Genomic DNA, 18,758 nt, shown 5'->3' on the forward strand with positions numbered 1-18,758 from the left:
GAACCCGGTGTGCCGGCCGGCCGCCGCCGCGTTCCAGGCCGGTGGTCAGGCGGCCGGGAGGTCGACCCGGTAGAACGCCGCGGCGTTGGTGCACAGCGCGCGCCGGGCGTCGTCCGGGCCGAGCGTCTCGACCACGAGGTCGATGTCGGTGGGGCGGAACGGCCGGTCGGCGCGGGTGGACGGCAGGTCGGTGCCGAACATCAGGGCCTCGGGGTTCACGGTCGCGATCGCCCGCATGGCCCTGCCCGGATCGTGCGCGATGCGGCCGAAGCCGGTCGCCTTGATGTGCGCACCCTTCTCGACCAGGCGCAGCAGCGCGTCGAAACCGTCGTCGGCCATGCCGAGGTGGTCGATGCTGATGCGCGGCAGTGACAGCAGCCGGCCTTCCAGCTCGGGCAGGTCGCGCGAGTGCACGTACAGCTCGGTGTGCCAGCCGACGAGGTCGTACGCCCGAGCCGCGAGGTCCTCGAGCTGGTCGAGTTCCGCCGATCCGCCGCGGAACAGGTTGAAGCGCACCGCGCGGACGCCCTTGCCGCTCAGGTCCTCAAGCTCGCGGTCGGTCGTGGCCGCCGGGACCTGGGCGACGCCGACGTACGTCGGCCCCAGTTCCTCAAGGGCGTTGACCAGGTATGTCTGGTCGAATCCCTGGAACGAGCCGGAGACGACGACCCCGCCGACGACGCCCAGCGGCGTCGCGCTGCGGCGGTAGTCGGGGACGGTGAACGGCTCCGGTACGAACCCGCGGTTCGGGGTGAGCGGGAAACGGGGGTCGATGATGTGCAGGTGTGCGTCGAAGACGCCCTGACCGGTCGGGATGGGGGAACTCTCGGTCACGCGCTGGCTCCTGTCGTAGGTCGCGAACCCGAGACGCGCCCATCGAGGGGAGGCCGGATCCCGGGCGTCGCCATGCTAACCCCGGATCCAATTTCTGTCGACAGTTTGCTTTACATGCGCCTGACCTCCCGCTATAACTGGGACGAATCCCCAATGATGTCGACAGATTAGGGGGCTCCACGTTGCAGACGATCCACGAGGACGACACTCCCGCGGCCGGCACCCGCAAGCCCGCGCGAGATCACGACGGCCCCATGCTGGAGATGCGGGGGGTCAGCAAGAGCTTCGGGCCCGCCCGGGTGCTCCACGAGGTCGACCTGCGGGTCGACGCGGGCCAGGTGGTCGTCGTCATCGGCCCGTCGGGGTCGGGCAAGTCCACCCTGTGCAGGTGCGTCAACCGGCTGGAGGTCGCCGACGGCGGAACGATCCACATCGGTGGTCGGCTCCTCCCGCAGGAGGGCAGGGAACTCGCCGAGCTCCGCGCGTCGGTGGGGATGGTGTTCCAGCAGTTCAACCTGTTCGCGAACATGACCGTGCTGAACAACGTCGCGTTCGCGCCCAGACGGGTGCTCCGCCTGAGCCGGGACGAGAGCCGGGACCGGGCGCGCACGTTCCTGGAACGGGTCGGCATCGCCGACAAGGCCGGGCAATTCCCCATACAGCTCAGCGGCGGGCAGCAGCAACGCGCGGCCATCGCGCGGGCGCTCGCGATGCGGCCCTCCGTCATGCTCTTCGACGAGCCCACCTCGGCCCTCGACCCGGAGATGATCCACGAGGTCCTTGAGGTGATGCGCACCCTGGCCGACGAGGGAATGACGATGCTGGTCGTCACGCACGAGATGGGATTCGCCAAGTCGGTCGCCGACCGCGTGGTCTTCATGGACGGCGGCCGGATCGTGGAGAGCGGGACGCCGGATCAGTTCTTCTCCTCTCCCCGGACGGAGCGCGCGGCCGACTTCCTTACCCGAATCCTCGCCCACTGACGGGCGCACCGCTGACGGTCCCGCACCGCGCCGGCCGTTCGGACGCATTCGCACAAATGCAGGCCCACACCCCCCGTGGAGGACACCCATGTCCCCTGTTCACCCATGCCGCCGAACTTCTGCGGCGATCGTCCCGGCCGCCATCGCCGCCGCGCTCCTCGCCGGTTGCTCGATCGAGGCGCCCGCCCGGCATGACGAGAGCAAGCAGGTGATCAAGAAGCTGGACACGCGTCCGACCTTCGACTCCGGCAGCGTGATGGCACGCATCCAGAAGCGCGGCAAGCTGAAAGTCGGCACGAAACTCGACCAGGCGCTCTTCGGCCTGATGACCGACGGCGCCGTCACCGGCTTCGACGCCGAGATGGCCAAGCTGGTCGCGCGTGACCTCGGGCTCGATCCGGCCAAGGACATCGAGTACGTCGAGTCCGTCTCCAAGAACAGGGAGGTCTTCCTGCAGTCGGGCAAGGTCGACATCATCGCGGCCACCTATGTCGTCACGCCGCAGCGGCAGAAGGTCGTCGACTTCGCCGGGCCCTACTACACGGCCGGAACCGGCATCCTGGTGCCCAAGACCAACAAGGACATCCGGTCAAAGGACGACCTCGCCGGCAAGAAGGTCTGCTACGTCACCGGCGCGGACTCGCTGCGCGCGCTTCGCCTGCACGCCCCGAAGGCGAGGATCACCGGGATGGACACCAACTCGCAGTGCGCCGACGCGGTGGCCAACGCCCAGTTCGACGCGGGCGCGGCGGGAGAACCGATCCTGCTGGGCATCGTGAGCAAGAACCCCGATCTGAAGATCGTCCAGCCCCCGATGACGACCGAGCTGTACGGCATCGGGCTGCCGAAGGGCCAGGGGGAGTTCAAGGAGTTCATCGACAAGACCCTGGAGAACGCGGTCGCCCGCGGCGAGTGGAAGAGCGCCTACGACCGGACGATCGGAGCCGTCAAGCCGACGCCGCCCACGATGCCGGCCGTCGGCGACTTCGGCAAGGTCGAGCGGACGGGCCAGTGACCTTCCTCGCCGAGCATCTCGACGATTACCTGCGGGGCCTGTGGCTCACCGTGCGGCTCACCTGCGTCGTGTGCACCGCGGCGTTCCTGCTGGCGCTGCTGCTGGCGACCGCGCGGGCGAGCCCCGTCCCGTCGCTCCGTGGCTTCGCGGCGTCCTACGTCGGCGTCTTCCGCAACATCCCGGAGCTGGCGATCCTGCTGATCCTCACCTCGGGGATCCCGAAGGTCGGCCTGACGACTTCGTACTTCGTGTTCGCCGTGGCGGGGTTCACGCTGTACCACTCGGCGTTCACCGCCGAGATCCTGAGATCGGGGCTGCGTGCGGTGCCCGCGGGCCAGGTGGAGGCCGCCCGCGCCCTGGGACTCGGCTTCGGCCGCACCGCCGGGCACATCGTCCTGCCGCTGGCGCTGCGGGCCGCGCTGCCCGCGCTGGCGAACCAGGCGATCGCGGTGCTGAAGGGCACCGCGATCGCCTCCGCGGTCGGCCTCGCCGACCTCACCCACGTCGCCGACGAGATCGCCGTCGAGGAGGCCCGGCCCGTCCTGGCGTTCGGTGTCGCGGTCGTCGGCTACCTGTTGCTCACCATCCCGCTCGGCCTGCTGATCATGCGGCTGGAGAACCGATTGGCCACGATCTGATGGACACTCTGGCATTCGACCCGCTCGGCCCCCGCGGCCGGCGGTGGGCGCGCATCGGCGGAGCCGTCACCGTCGCGGCGATCGCCGGGGTCGCGCTGATCGCGGTGAACCGCCTCGCCGACACCGGCCACCTCGCCGGCGACCGATGGCGGTTCCTCGCCGACGGCTACAACCTGATCAGCCTGGCCAACGGGCTGATCGCCACCCTGCGCGCGGGCCTGGTGGCCGGCGGGCTCGCGTTCGTCCTGGGACTGCTGATCCTCGCCGCCGGACGATCCCGCAGGCGCTCGGTCCGGGGAGCGGCCCTGGTGTCCGTGCACATTCTCCGGGGCTTCCCGCTGCTGCTGCTCATCTACTTCTCGGCGCGCTTCTTCGACACCTACCAGCTCGCCGTCTCGCCCATCGTCGTGCTGGTCTCCGGACTCATCGGATACCACGGCGCCCTCATCTCCGAGGTCCTGCGCGGCGGCATCGACTCGGTCGACCGCGGCCAGACCGAGGCCGGAGTCGCCGTGGGCGTGTCCCCGCGAACCGTCTTCTGGCGGATCGTGTTCCCGCAGGCGTTCCGGCGCATGGTGCCCGCCCTGCTCAACGAGCTCGTCGTCCTCATCAAGCACAGCTCGCTCGGATACGTCATCCCCTATGCCGACCTCCTGCGGCAGGGGAAGTTCCTCACCGCGGCCGAACCGCAGAGCGTGTTGCAGGTGTTCCTGGTGGTCGCGGTCATCTACCTGACCGTCAACTTCACACTGACCTCGTTGGCCTCATGGTTGGAGCGACGCCTGGACGGCCGGGCGGCCACGGCCGCGCGCGCCTCGCACACGCCCGTGGAGGCGGCACACTCCCGGGTTTGACCGCGCCCCGCAGAGGGGCGGTGACGCTGGCGGGACCTCGGACGGGCGATCAGAGTTCGACGACTTTCTCGCCCTTGGTGTCGAGCCAGCCGTTCTGCTCGATGGTGCGCAGTCCGGCCATGGTGATGGCGCGGTTGAGAGCGACCGCCAGCGCCGTGTCGCGCTGCTCGTACGCGCGCAACAGCCGGCGGTGCTCCTCGCACGAGATCGCGATGCGCTTCGGGTAGGACAGGCTCAGGTGGCGCAGGCGCAGGGTGCGCAGGCCGAGCCGGTCGAGGGTCTTCCGTAGCTGCGGGTTCTGGGTGAGGTCGGCCTCGTGGTTGCGGAACTCGACGTTGGCCCAGAAGTAGGCGTCGACGTCGTCGTCCTCGACCGCCTGGTCGAGCTTGCGCTGCCAGTGCCACAGCGAGGCGATCTCATGGTCGGCGGCCCGCGCGCAGACGAGCTCGCTCACCAGCCCGTTGAGAGCCGCCCGGAGCTCGTAGTCGTTGCGCACCTCGGGGATCGTCATCGTGGTGACACGGGACCGCCGCCGCGGCGTGGTCTCGACCACGCCCTCGCGCTCCAGCTGCACCAGAGCCTCGCGCACCGGTGTACGGCTGGTGCCGAACTGTTTGGCCAGGCGCACCGAGCTCAGATAGTCGCCGGGTTGCAGCCGCCCCTCGATGATCTCCCTCGCGACGGTGCCGACGATCCGGCGTACCAGCGAGTCGGCCGCGGTGACATCGCTCCACTCCGGCAGCGGGATCGGTTCCCGCGGGTCCGTCGAGCCGTCCACACGGCAAGCCTATGCCTTCCACTGTCTGTCGACAACTATTGAGAAACTGTCGACAGATTGATAGCTTCGGCTCCTCAGCGGCGGATGAAAGGAGACGAACCCCCGTGCGCACACGCTTCCTGTCTCTCCTCGCGGCCACCGGCATGGCCGCCGCATCGATCAACCTCGTCGCGATGACCGTCCGTGACACGGCTGGCGCAGCGGACGGCGCCGCCCCCGCGGCCCCCGCCGTCCGGGAAGGCTCCTTCTACGTCGGAGGCCGTGACATCGAGGTTGACGGCGGCACGCTGACCACCGACCAGGCGTACGTCCGCTACTGGCTTCCCGGGACGCCGAGCAGGCGCGACCCGGTCGTGATGGTCCACGGCGCGGGCCAGACCGGGAGCAACTTCGAGCAGACCCCGGACGGCCGCCCCGGCTGGGCCGCCTACTTCGTCAGGCGCGGTCACCCCGTCTACGTCGTCGACCAGCCCACTCGCGGGCGTTCGGCCTACCAGCAGTCCCTCTACGGCCCGCTCAGCTACTTCAGCAAGCAGCGGATCGAATGGCGCTTCACCGCCTCCGAGGACTTCGACCGCTGGCCGCAGGCGAAGCTGCACACGCAATGGCCGGGAACCGGCCGCATCGGCGATCAGTCCTTCGAGCAGTTCTACCGCTCCCAGGTCGGCTATCTCGCCGACAACGGGCTGGCCGAGCGGCTCGCCCGGGACGCGGTCATCGCGCTGCTGGAGCGCGTTGGCCCGGCCGTCGTCCTCACCCACTCCCAGTCGGGACCGTTCGGATGGCTCGTCGCCGACAAGCGACCGGCCCTGGTGAAGGCGATCGTCGGGGTCGAGCCGGCAGGCCCGGCCTTCCATGACGTGAACCAGGTCGGCCCGCCCACCTACCAGGAGGACGGCGCGTTCATCCGGCCCTACGGCGTGACCATCAACCCGTTGTCCTATTCACCGCCGGTGCGGGACCCGGAGAAGGACCTGCCGTACGCGCGGGAGCCGCGCGGCGACGGTCCCGGCCTCGTGCCCTGCCGCCTGCAGACGGCTCCGGTGCGCTCGCTTCCACGATTGGCGAGGACGCCGGTCCTGATCATGACCGGCGAGGCGTCATACCACGCCGGCTACGACCATTGCACCGCCAAGTACCTCGCTCAGGCCGGGGCGCGCGTCACCTACCAGCGACTGGAGAACCTCGGAATCCACGGCAACGGGCACATGCTGATGCTCGAACGCAACAGCGACCAGGTCGCCGCTCAGATCGCTCGTTGGCTCGACCGGACTGCCCCGCAGCGCTGACGAGCACCGGCGCGCGCCGATCTGTCGCGGCTACGGCCCTGGCCGCCAGGCCGGGCGGCGATCGAAACCGTCCGCAATAAAACTATCTGCTATGGTTTCTCTCGTTGGGACCACACACCGGAAGGGCTGAACGAGATGACCGAGAACACGACCGCGTACCGTCCCGGCCAGGGGCCCGGTCCCCGCGCCCTCACCGAGGAGGAGGCGACCCGGGTCCTCGGTGGGCAGCAGTTCGGCGTGCTGGCGACCCTGAAGCGCAGCGGCCAGCCCCACCTGGCCTCGATGGTCTTCACCTGGGACCCCGACGAGCGGATCATCCGGATCCCGTCGGTCGCCGACCGCATCAAGGTGCGCCACCTTCTCAGGGATCCGCGCGCGACGTTCCATGTCCAGGGGGAGACCGCCCTGTCCTATGCCGTCGCCGAGGGCGAGGCGGAGGTCTCGGACGTGACCGCGAAGCCCGGCGACGCGGTCGGCCGGGAGCTGCTGCCGGTGTTCGGGATCACCGACCCGGCGGACGAGACGGAGTTCTTCAATCGGATGGTGCGAGATCAGCGCTTGGTCATCAGGCTCCGGGTGTCGCACCTGTACGGAACGGCCCTGGACGGTCCCGTGACGGAATAGTCAGGGCCGGACCAAAGACCTGCCCTGCGGGTTGGTCGGTACTTCCCCGGAAGTAGCGGATGTTCGGAGATGCGGCGCGGGATGTACGAGGAAGACGGCTCCGGCGCAGGACGATCTTTGGTCGCCTTCCGGGATGGTTGGGGCCGCACAATCAGCGTCGTTCGGAAGGACGACCACCATGACCGCTCCCTCACCGCCGACCAGGCCACAAGGTCCGCCACGCGTCGTCTGCAGCTCGGTTTGGCCGTCGCGTCCGCGGTGTTCACGATCGGTACGGCGCTGCACAACTTCGCCGTCATCGACACCGCGCTCATCGAACAGATGATGCGGGAGCCGGCGACCCGGCCGGATCGGCGCCGGGGTTCATGTTCTGGTTCCGGGTGGGGGGCTGCGTCTACATCGCGGGCAACGCGGTGGGATGCTGGCCTGGTGGAACCGCTCGCGGTGGCTGTGGTGGACGCTTCTGGCTGTGAACGCGACGCAGGGGGCCTGGGCTACGTCATGGTCCCATCGCAGATGTGGACGGCAGTGATCGACCGGTACGGCGTCGTTGACCAGCGAGCATCGTCTGGCACCGTCCACGGTCCGTACCTACCAGACGGAGCTGCGGCTGTTCAGTGAGTACCTCACCGACGCCCGTAACGGCTGGGCGGCGGTCTGCGAGGCCGGGGTTGGGGAATCCAGGAACGGCCGTCATCGCTGGGAACGATCATTGTGTTGGTAGGCAAGGGCGAGTAGGCGTTGACCTTGCGGTCTACCTGGGGGGTGGAGTGCGACCAGGTAGCCGGTGGCCAAGACCGCAGGCGGGGACTCGGCGGTCCGGCGGCCGGCCGGGCGTGAGTTTTGTCAGTCGCCGGTGGCGATGACACCGGCTTTTTCAATCATGAGGACGGCGCTGCGGACGGGGACGACGGGCCGGTGCAGCATCCGGGCCGGGACGGTGAATGCCTGCCGAGGGCCGAGCTCGACCGTTTCGGCGTCCTGCAGCTCGATGCGGAACAATCCGTCCAGCACGAAGAAGAACTCGTCTTGTTCGTCGTGCTTATGCCAGTGGAACTCACCCTGCATGACTCCCAGCCGCACCCACACGTCCCCGACCTGGATGAGGGTCTGGTTGTACCAGGGCTCCTTGACCTGGTCGATCAACGCCTGGACGTCCATCGTCTGCAGTGCGGTGAACAACGGCTGGTAGTTGATGGAGTAGTCGAGCTGAGACACAGTGTCCTCCTCAGTGGATGGCCGTCGGGGTTGGCGAGGTGATGGGCGCGACGCGCGGGCTGGCGATGCGGAGGTAGTCGTGGGTGGCCAGGGCGATCGAGCGGTCCAGCCGGGCGGCGTTGAAGAACAGCTCGGCACCCCTCAGCAGCGCCGGATCGGTGATGACCTCCAGCCCGGGGTGGTAGCTGAAGGGCAGCATGGTGCCGCTGACGCTGCCGGCAAGTTCCTCGGCCCTCTCCCGGCCCGCGAAGGAGGCGTAGGTGCCCTGCAGCAGCGCCTTGACCGCCTGCAGGTCCAGCCGGGCGTCGCCAGGCACCACGGCCAGCACATGCCGGGTGACCTTCTTGCCGATCTTGACCATCACGATCAGGCATTTGGCCGCGTGCGCGACATCGTGCCCGCGCAGCGCGCTGACCAGTTCGGTACGCCCCTCCGGGGCATGTTCGATCAACCGGTACCGCGCCCCGGCCGCGTCCAGATCTTTGATCAGACGCTCGTACAGCTCACCACTCACCACTCAGCAACTCCTTGGCCTGGGCAATCCGGTCCTCATCGCGCTGGTAGAACACCCACTGCTTGATCTTCTTGCCGCGTACCAGCCCGGCCCGGCTCAGCACCTTCAGATGCTCACCACAGGTCGGCTGGCTCACCCCCAGCTTCTGGGCGATGAACAGCGAGCAGACCCCGTCGCGAACCAGATCACCGTCACGCTGTGGCGCGAAGTGCCGCTCGGGATCGGACAGCCACTCCAGGATCATCAGCCGCTTGTCGCTGGCCAGCGCCTTCACCAGCTCCACATCCAGCATTTAGGCATTATGGCAATTAACTAATTGCCTGTCTAGTCGTCATGCCAGCCCAGGTAGGCGAACGTCCGTTTGGAGACGCCGTGGTGGACGTAGGCCGCCCAGCCCCGAAGGATTGGGGTGACCAGCCGCAAACACCTGCGCCGGTGAGAACGAGGTGCCGCCTCGCCGACGTCGCTGACCAATCTGCGCAAGCGGGTGGTGGCCGGGGATGCTGCCGCGGGTGGACCTGGCCGAGCTGCTGTTGGAGACGATGGGGGGTTCGAGGCCGCTTTCACCTCGGTGGCCTGCGGGGTCAGCAAGCTGGCCGACTCGACGTCTCCGTGGCGGCCTGCCAAACCTCCCAGGCGCTCAACATCGGGTACGCGCAGGTGACCAAACCCGGCATCGCCGCGCTGGAGCGTCCCCGGCTATCGCACGTGGCGCAGAACTACCTGTCAGCGGAAACGTTCTCTACCGCCAACGCCCCCTCGTCGACGCCTAGGCCGACATCGGTTTCGCCCAGCAGCTCGGCGGCGGCCTGACGGCCGCGATCGACGGGATGCGGTCGTGGTGCCCGTGCCGCACGTACTTCGGGGAACAAACACGGTCTGACCTGGCTCAACATGATCAACGACCAGCGTGTCGGGCTCGGCGCCAAAGTCGGCTCCGGCACCGTCCGCGACTCACTGCACATGATCGACGTGCTGTTCGGTCATGAGTGACGCCGCCTCGACGGACGTCCTGATCATCGGGGTCGGTCCCCACCGGGCTGGCGCTGGCCTGCGCCCTGACACCACGCGGACGGGTGCAGACGGGCTTCGACCGCGGCGTCTTCGAGCGCGAGTTCCGCCACCACATGGCGACGCCGCGCCGGCGATCGAGTAATTGAGCCGAACGCGGGGGGCGTACGTGGTGTGAACGCGGTCAAGCGCGGTGTCTACCGCAACCGGCCCCTCGGAGTGCGGGTCCCTCGGAGTCGGTGAGGTCGTTGGTGCCCGCCATGCGAATGCCCGTTCCCGGGCTCCTGGGTTCGCCATCCAGAGTCAGTCGTGCGGCGGTGGTGCCTGCGCCGTGGTCAGTTGCGTCGCGATGGCTGTGAGGCGCTCGGCCAGCGCACCGGGATTGGATCTCGTCATGGCGGTGAGGTCGATGGTCGCCGTCGCGTGACGGAGTGGTCTGAAGCGGACGGCGGGGGGTGACGCGGATGCCGCTGCGGGCACGATGGTGACACCGAGCCCGCATTCGACCATGGCGATCTGCGAGGTCACCGACCGGGCCCAGTGGGCCGGGGCAGGGCTGAACCCGGCCGCTCGGCACATGGCCGCCATGGCGTCGTGGTAGTCGGGGGAGATCTGGCGGTGCAGCCACACCCACGTGCCGCCCGCGAGGTCCGCCAGATCCAGCGGGCCGGCGGCATCGGCGGCGGGGTGGTGCAGGGGCAGAGCCGCGACGAACCGGTCGGCGAACAGCGAGGTCGCCGTGGTGCCGCGCACAGGTGCGGTCTGGCGCACGATCGCCCAGTCGAGCGAGCGGTCCAGGAGCCCCGCCGCGGCCTCGTGGGTGTCGACCTCCCGGGCGCGGATCTCGACGTCCGGCACGGTCTCGTGGAACCGTTCCAGCACGAGCGGCAGAGGCCAGGAGAAGGCGGAGGCGACCGCGCCCAGGCTCAGTCGTCCGCCGCGCCCGGTGGCGGCCCGCCGGGCGGCGGCTTCGGCTTCCTCGGCACGCCGGATCAGCGCGCGGCAGTGGTCCAGGAACACGACTCCGGCGGGGCTGAGGGCGACCGACCGCTGGGTACGGTGCAGCAGTTCACAGCCGAGCTGCTGTTCGAGCTGCTTGATCGCTTGCGACAGCGGCGGCTGGGACATCTGCAGTCGTTCCGCCGCACGGCCGAAATGGAGTTCTTCGGCGACCGCGACGAAGTACCGGGCCTGCCGGATCTCGACCATGATTCGCACAGCCTATTACTGAGAGACGAAATCAGACCTTCCGAGTATATCTGGAGGCTGTTGAAGTGGGAGCCATGAGCGACTCATCTCTCCTGGACCGCTTCACGGCGCTCGACTCCGCCGCGGTCAGCGACGCGCTCGACCAGCTCGGGCTTTCCTCCGGAGTCGGCGGCATCCGTCCGCAGTGGAGCCCCGCGGCCGTCGTGGGATTCGCCGTCACCGTGGGGCTCGAACCGTGCACTGGCGGCCATACCGGAGCCCACATCGCCACTACGGCCGTCGAGAGGTCGGACGACCAGAGCGTGATCGTCATCGACAACCAGGGCCGCACCGACGTGTCGTGCTGGGGCGGCATCCTGAGCCTGGGCGCGGTCCAGCGCGGGGTCCGCGGTGTCGTCGCCGACGGCGTGTGCCGCGACGTGGCGGAGGCCCGTGAGCTGGATTTCCCGGTGTTCTCGCGGGGTTCGATCCCGGCCACGGCGCGGGGCAGGCTGCAGCAGCATTCCACCGGCGAGCCGGTCAGCATCGCCGGGCTCATGGTCGAGCAGGGCGACGTCGTCGTCGCCGACGAGACCGGTCTCGTCGTCGTCCCGCGGGACCGGGCCGAAGAAGTCGCGGAAATCGCCACCGCGATCGTCGCCCGGGAGCGCGCCATCGCCGACGAGGTGCGCGCGGGCGTGCCCCTCTCCCAGACCATGCACGACGCCCGCCTCGCCAGAGTGAAGGAGTCGGTCCGATGAGCGCCCCCACCGCTATCTCGAACCTCGCCACCCGCCTGTCCACCGCGTCGGTCTCCGACGCCCTCGACTCGCTCGGACTCCCCGGATCCCTCCACGGTATCGGCGCGCTGCGTGAGGGCCAGCGGGTCGTCGGGAGGGTCTTCACGGTGACCTACGAGCCGGTCGACGAGGCCGGCGGCACGGTGGGCGACTTTCTCGACGATGTGCCCGCCGGCGCGGTGATCCTCATCGACAACGCCGGCCGCACTGACTGCACGGTGTGGGGCGGCATCATGAGCCAGACCGCCCACCAGCGCGGCATCGCGGGCACCGTCATCAACGGCACCTGCCGTGACGTCGCCGCCGCGACCGCCGCCGGATACCCGATCTGGTCGGTCGCCCGCTTCATGCGCACCGGCAAGGACCGCGTCCGGGTAGCCGCGGTCCAGACAGCCATCACCATCGACGGTGTCGTCATACGCCCTGGCGACATCCTCGTGGCCGACGACGACGGTGCTGTGGGCGTCCCGGCCACACGCTGGGACGAGGTCGCGGAAACCGCCTGGCGTATCGACCGCGTCGAAGAGGTCATCGTCGAGGCCGTCCGGTGCGGCGCCACGCTCGCCGAGGCGCGCGCCGAGCACGGCTACCACTCGCTCCAGACCCGGAAGGACCCATGGTGAGCACAATCGACCTCGCCCGCGGCCACCCCAGCGCGACCCTGTCCCAGGCGTCCGGACTCGCCGTAGCTCTGTCTCCGGAGATCCGGTCGCTGTGGGTCGGTGCCCGGCTGTGCGGCCCGGCGTTCACCGTGCAGGGCGCCGGCGGCGACAACCTCGCCCTGCACCACGCCGTACTACACGCCCCGCCCGGGTCGGTCCTGGTCGCCGACGTCGGCGGCGCCCGCTTCGGCCACTGGGGCGAGATCCTGACAGTGGCCGCCCGGCAACGCGGGATCGCGGGCCTGCTCATCGACGGCGGCGTCCGGGACGCCGCGGCGATCGAGGCGCTCGGCTTCCCGGTCTTCTCGCGCAACAACGCGATCCTTGGCACCCGCAAGGACTTCCGCGGCGTTCTGGGGCGTCCCGTCAAGGTCGATGGCGCCACGGTCCACACCGGCGACCTCGTCGTCGGGGACGTGGACGGAGTCGTAGCCCTTCCCGCGTCCGACACCGAGCGGATCCTCGACCGCGCCGACGCGCGCGTGACTCACGAGAACGAGCTGATGAAGCGGCTGCGGGAAGGCCGCAGCACCCTCGACCTGTACAACAACTTCGAAACGGGCGGGTGGTGACGACGATGACGGACTACCCGCTCTTCGCCGTGCCGACCAAAATCGAAGTTGGGCGCAGCGGGACGGCGCTGGCCGACGCGTCGGCTGGCTCGCGGGGCACCGCCGCAGATCATCGCCTCAGCGCGGCTGTACGTGTCCCGCGCCATCACCCACGTCCCGACGGTCAACCAGCGGGCCGCTCTCGCCGCCTTGGGCGACACCGGCACCCCGTCGAAGGCGCCGGCGACTGTCGGCGCCGACGCGCGCTGCTGGTGGAGGCGCTGGACTGCATCGACAGCCCGCCTCCCGACGGCGCCATATCCGCCTTCCCCGAAGTCAGCGCGCTGCTCCGTGACCGCGGTTGGACCAGCAGCGCCGACCTCACCGCGTGGCTCCTCGACACTGCCCAACTCGCGGTCGTACCCGGCAAGGTGTTCAACGTGCCCGGCCGCTTCCGGGTGTGCTGCGCTGTCGACGACGACACGCTGATCACTGCGTGACTGCGCACCGCCATCGGGTCCGCGGAGTACGGCCCGGCAGTACATAGGCTGGAGGAGGCCCGATGAGCCCCGTCAGGAAACTCGAACGCTTCACGCTCCCCCTCACCGTCGGCGCAACCCGCATCGAGGTGTCCGGGCTCCACCGAGGCGGCACCGGCACACCCCTGGTGTTCCTCCACGGCTTCGGCTCGACCAAGGAGGACTACGCGGACGTCATCCAGCATGAACGGCTCGCCGTCCGCCCTGTCCTCGCCTACGACGCGCCCGGCTGCGGCAGCAGCACCTGCACGGACCTCGCCGCCGTCTCTATCCCTTTCCTCGTCTCCGTCGCCGAGCAGGTCCTCAACGCCCGGCAGATCGACCGGTTCCACCTCGTCGGGCACTCGATGGGCGGTCTGACCGCGCTCCTGCTCGCCGACAGCGATCCCGGCAGGATCGCCAGCTTCACCAACATCGAGGGCAACGTCGCACCCGAGGACTGCTTCCTCAGCCGACAGATTCTCACCCACTCGTACGACGATCCCGACGAGTTCCTGGCCCGGTTCACCGAACGCCTCGGCAACTCGCACTTCTACGGCGGCGCCTTGTACGCCTCCAGCCTTCCCCACAAGGTCCGGGCCGCAGCGGTCAGGGCGATCTTCGAGTCCATGGTCGACCTCTCCGACCACGGCAAGCTACTCGACCGGTTCCTCCGACTCCCCGCCCTAAAGATGTTCATGTACGGGAAGCAGAACAACACCCTGTCCTATCTCCCCGCCCTGGCCGAAGGCGGCGTCGAACTCGCCGAGATCGAGCACTGCGCCCACTTCCCCATGTACTCCAACCCGCCGCATATGTGGGCTCGCATCGCCGACCTCGTCTCACGCGCCGACGTCGGCTCCTGACGGCTCGGCCGCGGGAGGGGCGACGTTGAGCCGCCACAGGGCCGGCCCAGCATCGACCACGACAACGCCATCGGCACACCCGCTGACGGACTCGTCGCTCCGACCGAAGGTGCAGCTTCTCTCAGCAGAACTCGCCGCCCTGGTCGGTGAGCTCAAGCCCGAGCTCTTGGAGCAGACCGGAGGCGGAGCCATCAGCGCAGCCCAGATCCTGGTGAGTTGGTCCCGCCCCGGCCAGTTCCGCTCTGAGGCCGCCTTCGCCTCCATCGTTGGCACTGCGCCGATCCCAGCCTCCTCGGGCTTGACGAACCGGCACCGCCTGAACCGGACCGGCGACCGGCTCAGCAAGCGCTGCACACCGTCATCCTCGTCCGAGCCCGAGTTGCCCATGAGACCCGCGAGGCCGAACACCGTGGCGTACACGGCCGCGTTGCCTACCGCGCCGGCCGCATCGCCAAGGCCATCCACACCCTGCAACTCCGCGGGACCGCATCACTCTGAAAAGGGCTCAATGTCTCGGCCCGCGCCCGCGCGAACCGCCGCATCCCCTCGAAGTCGACCTCGTCGTTGAACGCGTGGCTCACCCACTCGCCGTCACGGCGGAGCAGCGCGTATTAGAACCGGCGTCGACAGCCCGCCCTGTCCTGGTGGCGGTTGCGCTCACCTTACAGACCTGTCAGTATTGCCGGGTGAGCGAACTCAGTCCCGGAGGGCAGCGGCTGCTGGATGTGGCGACGCGTGTCTTCTACGCCGAGGGGATCCGGGCGACCGGTGTGGACACCCTGGTGGCGCTGGCGGGCGTGTCGAAGCCGACGCTCTACGCGCAGTTCGGGTCCAAGGAGAACCTGGTCGCGGCGGTCCTGGACCGCCGGCGGGCATCGCGGCAGGCGGCCTTGCACGACTTCCTGGACGAGAAGCGAGCCGCGCCCCCGGCCGGGCGGCTCCTGGCGGTGTTCGATTGGCTGGCCCAGGGGCACGGGCGCGAGGGTTTCCGCGGTTGTCCCTTTACCAACGCCGCGGTGGAACTGCCCGACCCCGGTCATCCGGCCCGTGCGGTGATCTCCGCCTACAAGGGGGCGCTGCGCGACACGCTCACCGGACTCGCCCGGGAGGCCGGGCTCGCGGAACCCGAGGACCTCGGTTACGCGCTGCTGATGCTGATCGACGGGGCCAACGCCCGCGTCGTGGTCGACGGCGACCGGACGGCCATCCTCAAAGCGAAGGCCGCCGCGGCCTGGATGATCGGACACACCGATGCATGACACGCTCAGGCCCGGCCTGGAACACCAATTCGCGTTCCGCGTCACCGACGACAAGACCGTCCCGTCGCTGTATCCCGAGGCGCCGGAGTTCGCGGTGATGCCGCCGGTGTTCGCGACCGGGTTCCTGGTCGGGCTGCTGGAATTGGCCTGCGTGCGGGCCGTGCGCCCCTATCTGGACTGGCCGCGCGAACAGACGGTCGGCACGTTCGTCGAGGTCACTCACCAGGCCGCGACCGCTCCGGGGATGACCGTCACCGCACGAATCCGTCTGACCGAGGTGAACGGCGGCCGCCTGCGCTTCGAGGTCATGGCCACCGACGGCGTCGACGTCATCAGCGTCGGCAACCACGAGCGGGCAGTCGTGGACACGGCGCGCTTCACCGAGCAAGTCAACAACAAGGCGCTCCTGGCGGGCCCCTGACCCACGGCGCCGGCGCGAGCTCACACACTCGTGGCCCGACACCGCGTGACACGGCCCTGGAAAGGAGGGGAATGTCCCGTATCTCCCGCAACCCTTCCCGATCAGGGCTTCACGGGGCGCTGGAAGAGCGGTTTCAGCGACTTCTGGGCACTGGATTGAACCCGATGCGCGCGATGGCCCGCCAGCCGCAGGTCCTGGAGACGATCGTCGGGCTGGAGCGGCGCGTCACCGGGTGGAACACGCTGGACCGGGCGCTCAAGGACCTGGCGGTCATGGCCGCTGCGGTCCGGATCGGCTGCGGCTGGTGTATCGACTACAGCCGCTGGGAGAGCGTCGCGCACGGTATCCCAGCCACCAAGGTCGAGGCGGTACCCGTCTGGCGCAACAGTGACCTGTTCACCGCCCTCGAACGCCTCATCCTGGTATACGCCGAGGCGATGACCGACACCCCGCCCACCGTCACCGACGACATGGTCCAGGGACTGCTTTGCCATCTCGGCGAACCCCAGTTCATCGAACTCACCGCAGTGATCGCGATCGCGAATCAAAGGTCACGCATCAACCACGCCCTCAGGCCCACCGCACAGGACTTATCACCGCACAAGACTTAGTCGCCTGGCGCTCCGGCGGACGGACGGCGGCCCCGCCGCCGAATTCCGCCGAGTACTGGACGCCGCCCTCTCCCGCTGACGCCGTCAGGCATCGGGAAGCACCGCCCCGAACACGCCTTCACCATGCCCGCACCCCCTGCATGGGCAAGCTTCGCAGAGATTAGGACGGAATCTTGACCAAGCCACTGGGCCGCACTCCGGTGCCGACCCCCTCGACATCGCCCGCCGGGCCCCGGCGGCGGATCACCCGGCGGCGGCTCCTGAAGGGCGTGCTGATCGGCGTCCCGGGCGCGGCGGCGGTGGGCGCGGGTGGCTTCGGCTGGCTCTGGGCGACCGCCGACGTGAACACCGTGGGGAAGGTGCCGTTCGCCAGGCGGCTGGCGATACCGCCGCTGGCGGCGAGCCGCCGGGACGGGTCGGGGCGCCGGGTGTTCGAGCTGCGCGCCACCGTGGGCGCTCGCCGGTTCCGCTCCGGCAGGGCTACCCGGACCTGGGGTTTCGACGGCGGATACCTCGGTCCGACGCTGCGCGCCGCCCGCGGCGAGACGGTCGTGGTCAACGTGCGCAACGACCTGCCCGCGACGACTACCGTCCACTGGCACGGCATGCACCTGCCCGCCGCGATGGACGGCGGGCCGCACCAGCCGATCCGGCCGGGCACGACCTGGTCGCCGACCTGGAAGGTCGACCAGCCGGCGAGCACGCTGTGGTACCACCCGCACCCGCACGGCGAGACTGCACGGCACGTCTACCGCGGGCTGGCCGGGTTGTTCATCCTCGACGACCCCTCTGCCGGGTCCCTCGGACTGCCGAGCCGGTACGGGGTGGACGACATCCCGGTCATCGTGCAGGACAAGAACTTCGGCGACGGAAACCGTCTCGACGAGGGACACCCGCTGATGGGCGGCCTCGGGATCATGGGCGACACGATCCTGGTCAACGGCACGCTCGGGCCGTACCACGACGTGACCACCCAGCGGGTACGGCTACGGCTGCTCAACGCGTCCAACGCGCGGACCTACCGCTTCGTGCTGTCGGACCGGCGGCCGTTCGCGCTCGTCGGCACCGACGGCGGGCTGCTGCCCGCCCCGCACACCACCGGACACGTCGAGCTCTCCCCCGGAGAGCGCGCCGAGATCGTGGTGACGTTCCGGCCGGGCGACCGGGTGGTGCTGCGCAGCGACCCGCCCGACCTCGGGGACGTCGGCAGCGCCCGGTTCGTCGGCGGCGACGACCGGTTCGACGTCCTGGAACTACGCGCCGCCGACCGGCTCGCATCCTCGCCCGCGCTGCCCGGCACGCTCGCCGAGCCTCCCCGGCTCGTCCGGCCGGGCGGTGCGGAGACCCGCGTCGACCGCCGCTTCGAGCTGTCCGGCACCCAGATCAACGGCAAGAAGATGGACTTGGGCCGGATCGACTTCGCGGTGGCCAAGGACACCACCGAGATCTGGGAGATCACCAGCCTGGGCGGCAAACCGCACAACTTCCACGTCCACGACACCCAGCTCCAAGTCCTCTCGGTGGCCGGCGCCGCACCGCCCCCCGAACTGCGCGGCTGGAAGGACACCATCTTCCTCCGCGCCCAGGAACCGGTCCGGGTGGCCGCCCGGTTCGGCGACCACACCGACCCCCGGACGCCGTACATGTTCCACTGCCACATCCTCTACCACGAAGACCAGGGCATGATGGGCCAGTTCGTGGTCACCGAGCCCGGCCAGACCCCGACCCTCCCGCGAACACCCGCCACCGGCCACGGTGGCCACCACACCTGACACTCCACTGATCACCACATGCGTGAAGGCGCCCTTGCCGATCACGCCGTCGACCGCCCACAGCCCCGGTCGGTCACGCCGCATTGAAGAGATCTTCGCGACCAGGACATCGTGCACTTTGGCGCCCTCGCCCCCCGGCCATCTCGACGGTGTGAGCCAGGTCGATCAGGTCCCCGACGTCGATGTCGGCACCGAAGTCGGCCAGCGCGCGCCACGGCTGCTGGGGGGACTGTACAAATAACGGCGGATCTAACGATCAAGGAAGAGACGCCACATGACCGAGACCGCCGAGCCGTCCGCGACCGTGGACGAGTCCGTTGAACAGGGCCAGGACCAGGCCGTGAGGCCGGAG

The 18,758-nt window shown here is 69.3% G+C and carries 22 protein-coding genes and 2 pseudogenes; 18 read left to right on the forward strand and 6 right to left on the reverse strand.

Translation table 11 applies throughout. From position 1 onward, the window contains the following. Positions 1-45: 45 nt before the first annotated feature. Positions 46-834, reverse strand: coding sequence for an amidohydrolase family protein (locus E1287_RS21755; protein WP_243719307.1), 789 nt, complete (start codon positions 832-834; stop codon positions 46-48). A gap of 254 nt (positions 835-1,088) precedes the next feature. Here E1287_RS21755 and E1287_RS21760 point away from each other — a divergent pair, with 254 nt between their 5' ends. The 4 genes from E1287_RS21760 to E1287_RS21775 all read left to right on the forward strand — a co-directional run bounded on the left by E1287_RS21760 (position 1,089) and on the right by E1287_RS21775 (position 4,324). Continuing rightward, the gene (locus E1287_RS21760; RefSeq protein WP_131966905.1) at positions 1,089-1,817 is read left to right on the forward strand and encodes an amino acid ABC transporter ATP-binding protein; all 729 of its coding nucleotides are present in this window, start codon (positions 1,089-1,091) and stop codon (positions 1,815-1,817) included. A gap of 88 nt (positions 1,818-1,905) precedes the next feature. After that, a complete protein-coding gene (locus tag E1287_RS21765) occupies positions 1,906-2,832 on the forward strand; it encodes a glutamate ABC transporter substrate-binding protein (RefSeq protein WP_131966883.1) in 927 nt (308 codons plus the stop codon). Continuing rightward, complete coding sequence (locus E1287_RS21770) at positions 2,829-3,470, forward strand: ABC transporter permease subunit (RefSeq protein ID WP_165969127.1); 642 nt, start codon at positions 2,829-2,831, stop codon at positions 3,468-3,470. The genes E1287_RS21765 and E1287_RS21770 overlap by 4 nt, the downstream gene beginning before the upstream one ends. Further along, on the forward strand, positions 3,470-4,324 hold the full coding sequence (locus tag E1287_RS21775; RefSeq protein ID WP_131966885.1) for an amino acid ABC transporter permease: 855 nt from the start codon (positions 3,470-3,472) through the stop codon (positions 4,322-4,324). The genes E1287_RS21770 and E1287_RS21775 overlap by 1 nt, the downstream gene beginning before the upstream one ends. 49 nt (positions 4,325-4,373) lie before the next feature. Here E1287_RS21775 and E1287_RS21780 read toward each other — a convergent pair whose 3' ends face one another. Next, positions 4,374-5,102 carry a GntR family transcriptional regulator gene (locus E1287_RS21780; RefSeq protein WP_131966886.1) on the reverse strand — a complete coding sequence of 243 codons (729 nt, stop codon included), beginning with the start codon at positions 5,100-5,102 and terminating at the stop codon, positions 4,374-4,376. A gap of 104 nt (positions 5,103-5,206) precedes the next feature. On the opposite strand from E1287_RS21780, the gene E1287_RS21785 reads away from it, so the two are divergent. From E1287_RS21785 to E1287_RS43880, 3 genes are all read left to right on the forward strand, one after another. Further along, a complete protein-coding gene (locus E1287_RS21785) occupies positions 5,207-6,391 on the forward strand; it encodes an alpha/beta hydrolase (protein WP_131966887.1) in 1,185 nt (394 codons plus the stop codon). A gap of 135 nt (positions 6,392-6,526) precedes the next feature. After that, a complete protein-coding gene (locus E1287_RS21790) occupies positions 6,527-7,015 on the forward strand; it encodes a TIGR03618 family F420-dependent PPOX class oxidoreductase (protein ID WP_131966888.1) in 489 nt (162 codons plus the stop codon). 81 nt (positions 7,016-7,096) lie between these two features. After that, entirely contained in the window at positions 7,097-7,636 is a 540-nt protein-coding gene (locus E1287_RS43880) for a hypothetical protein (protein ID WP_165969123.1), read from the forward strand. Between the two features lie 225 nt (positions 7,637-7,861). On the opposite strand, the gene E1287_RS21800 is transcribed toward E1287_RS43880, so the two are convergent. From E1287_RS21800 to E1287_RS21810, 3 genes are read right to left on the reverse strand one after another with little or no spacing between them, the layout of a single operon-like run. Continuing rightward, complete coding sequence (locus tag E1287_RS21800; protein WP_207934376.1) at positions 7,862-8,233, reverse strand: cupin domain-containing protein; 372 nt, start codon at positions 8,231-8,233, stop codon at positions 7,862-7,864. Between the two features lie 10 nt (positions 8,234-8,243). After that, positions 8,244-8,747 (reverse strand): YbaK/prolyl-tRNA synthetase associated domain-containing protein, encoded by a 504-nt coding sequence (locus tag E1287_RS21805; protein WP_243719309.1) that lies wholly within the window; start codon positions 8,745-8,747, stop codon positions 8,244-8,246. Continuing rightward, the gene (locus tag E1287_RS21810) at positions 8,737-9,039 is read right to left on the reverse strand and encodes a helix-turn-helix domain-containing protein (RefSeq protein ID WP_131966890.1); all 303 of its coding nucleotides are present in this window, start codon (positions 9,037-9,039) and stop codon (positions 8,737-8,739) included. Before E1287_RS21810 ends, E1287_RS21805 begins: the two co-directional genes overlap by 11 nt. 41 nt (positions 9,040-9,080) lie before the next feature. Between E1287_RS21810 and E1287_RS45775 the strand changes: the two are divergent. Continuing rightward, positions 9,081-9,740, forward strand: a pseudogene (locus E1287_RS45775) (hypothetical protein). Positions 9,741-10,061: 321 nt separating this feature from the next. On the opposite strand, the gene E1287_RS21825 reads toward E1287_RS45775, so the two are convergent. Further along, positions 10,062-10,967 carry a LysR family transcriptional regulator gene (locus E1287_RS21825; RefSeq protein ID WP_131966893.1) on the reverse strand — a complete coding sequence of 302 codons (906 nt, stop codon included), beginning with the start codon at positions 10,965-10,967 and terminating at the stop codon, positions 10,062-10,064. A 74-nt stretch (positions 10,968-11,041) separates the two neighbouring features. Between E1287_RS21825 and E1287_RS21830 the strand changes: the two genes are divergently transcribed. The 10 genes and pseudogenes from E1287_RS21830 to E1287_RS21875 all read left to right on the forward strand — a co-directional run bounded on the left by E1287_RS21830 (position 11,042) and on the right by E1287_RS21875 (position 18,406). Beyond that, on the forward strand, positions 11,042-11,707 hold the full coding sequence (locus tag E1287_RS21830; protein WP_165969130.1) for an RraA family protein: 666 nt from the start codon (positions 11,042-11,044) through the stop codon (positions 11,705-11,707). After that, positions 11,704-12,369: an RraA family protein gene (locus tag E1287_RS21835; RefSeq protein WP_131966895.1), complete on the forward strand. Its 666-nt coding sequence runs from the start codon at positions 11,704-11,706 to the stop codon at positions 12,367-12,369. Before E1287_RS21830 ends, E1287_RS21835 begins: the two co-directional genes overlap by 4 nt. Continuing rightward, positions 12,363-12,980 carry an RraA family protein gene (locus tag E1287_RS21840; protein ID WP_165969131.1) on the forward strand — a complete coding sequence of 206 codons (618 nt, stop codon included), beginning with the start codon at positions 12,363-12,365 and terminating at the stop codon, positions 12,978-12,980. The genes E1287_RS21835 and E1287_RS21840 overlap by 7 nt, the downstream gene beginning before the upstream one ends. A gap of 5 nt (positions 12,981-12,985) precedes the next feature. Further along, complete coding sequence (locus E1287_RS21845; protein WP_131966896.1) at positions 12,986-13,459, forward strand: aminotransferase class I/II-fold pyridoxal phosphate-dependent enzyme; 474 nt, start codon at positions 12,986-12,988, stop codon at positions 13,457-13,459. 62 nt (positions 13,460-13,521) lie between these two features. Continuing rightward, a complete protein-coding gene (locus tag E1287_RS21850; protein WP_131966897.1) occupies positions 13,522-14,343 on the forward strand; it encodes an alpha/beta hydrolase in 822 nt (273 codons plus the stop codon). Positions 14,344-14,500: 157 nt separating this feature from the next. Then, positions 14,501-14,680 (forward strand): annotated as a pseudogene (locus E1287_RS45780) (transposase); the annotation flags it as partial. 349 nt (positions 14,681-15,029) lie between these two features. Beyond that, the gene (locus E1287_RS21860) at positions 15,030-15,602 is read left to right on the forward strand and encodes a TetR/AcrR family transcriptional regulator (protein WP_131966898.1); all 573 of its coding nucleotides are present in this window, start codon (positions 15,030-15,032) and stop codon (positions 15,600-15,602) included. After that, a complete protein-coding gene (locus E1287_RS21865) occupies positions 15,595-16,023 on the forward strand; it encodes a thioesterase family protein (RefSeq protein ID WP_131966899.1) in 429 nt (142 codons plus the stop codon). Before E1287_RS21860 ends, E1287_RS21865 begins: the two co-directional genes overlap by 8 nt. Before the next feature lie 71 nt (positions 16,024-16,094). Then, a complete protein-coding gene (locus E1287_RS21870; RefSeq protein WP_131966900.1) occupies positions 16,095-16,634 on the forward strand; it encodes a carboxymuconolactone decarboxylase family protein in 540 nt (179 codons plus the stop codon). Positions 16,635-16,807: 173 nt separating this feature from the next. After that, entirely contained in the window at positions 16,808-18,406 is a 1,599-nt protein-coding gene (locus E1287_RS21875) for a multicopper oxidase domain-containing protein (protein WP_243719311.1), read from the forward strand. Positions 18,407-18,758: the final 352 nt, after the last annotated feature.

It is taken from the genome of Actinomadura sp. KC06 (genome assembly GCF_004348735.1).
GTDB lineage: Bacteria > Actinomycetota > Actinomycetes > Streptosporangiales > Streptosporangiaceae > Spirillospora.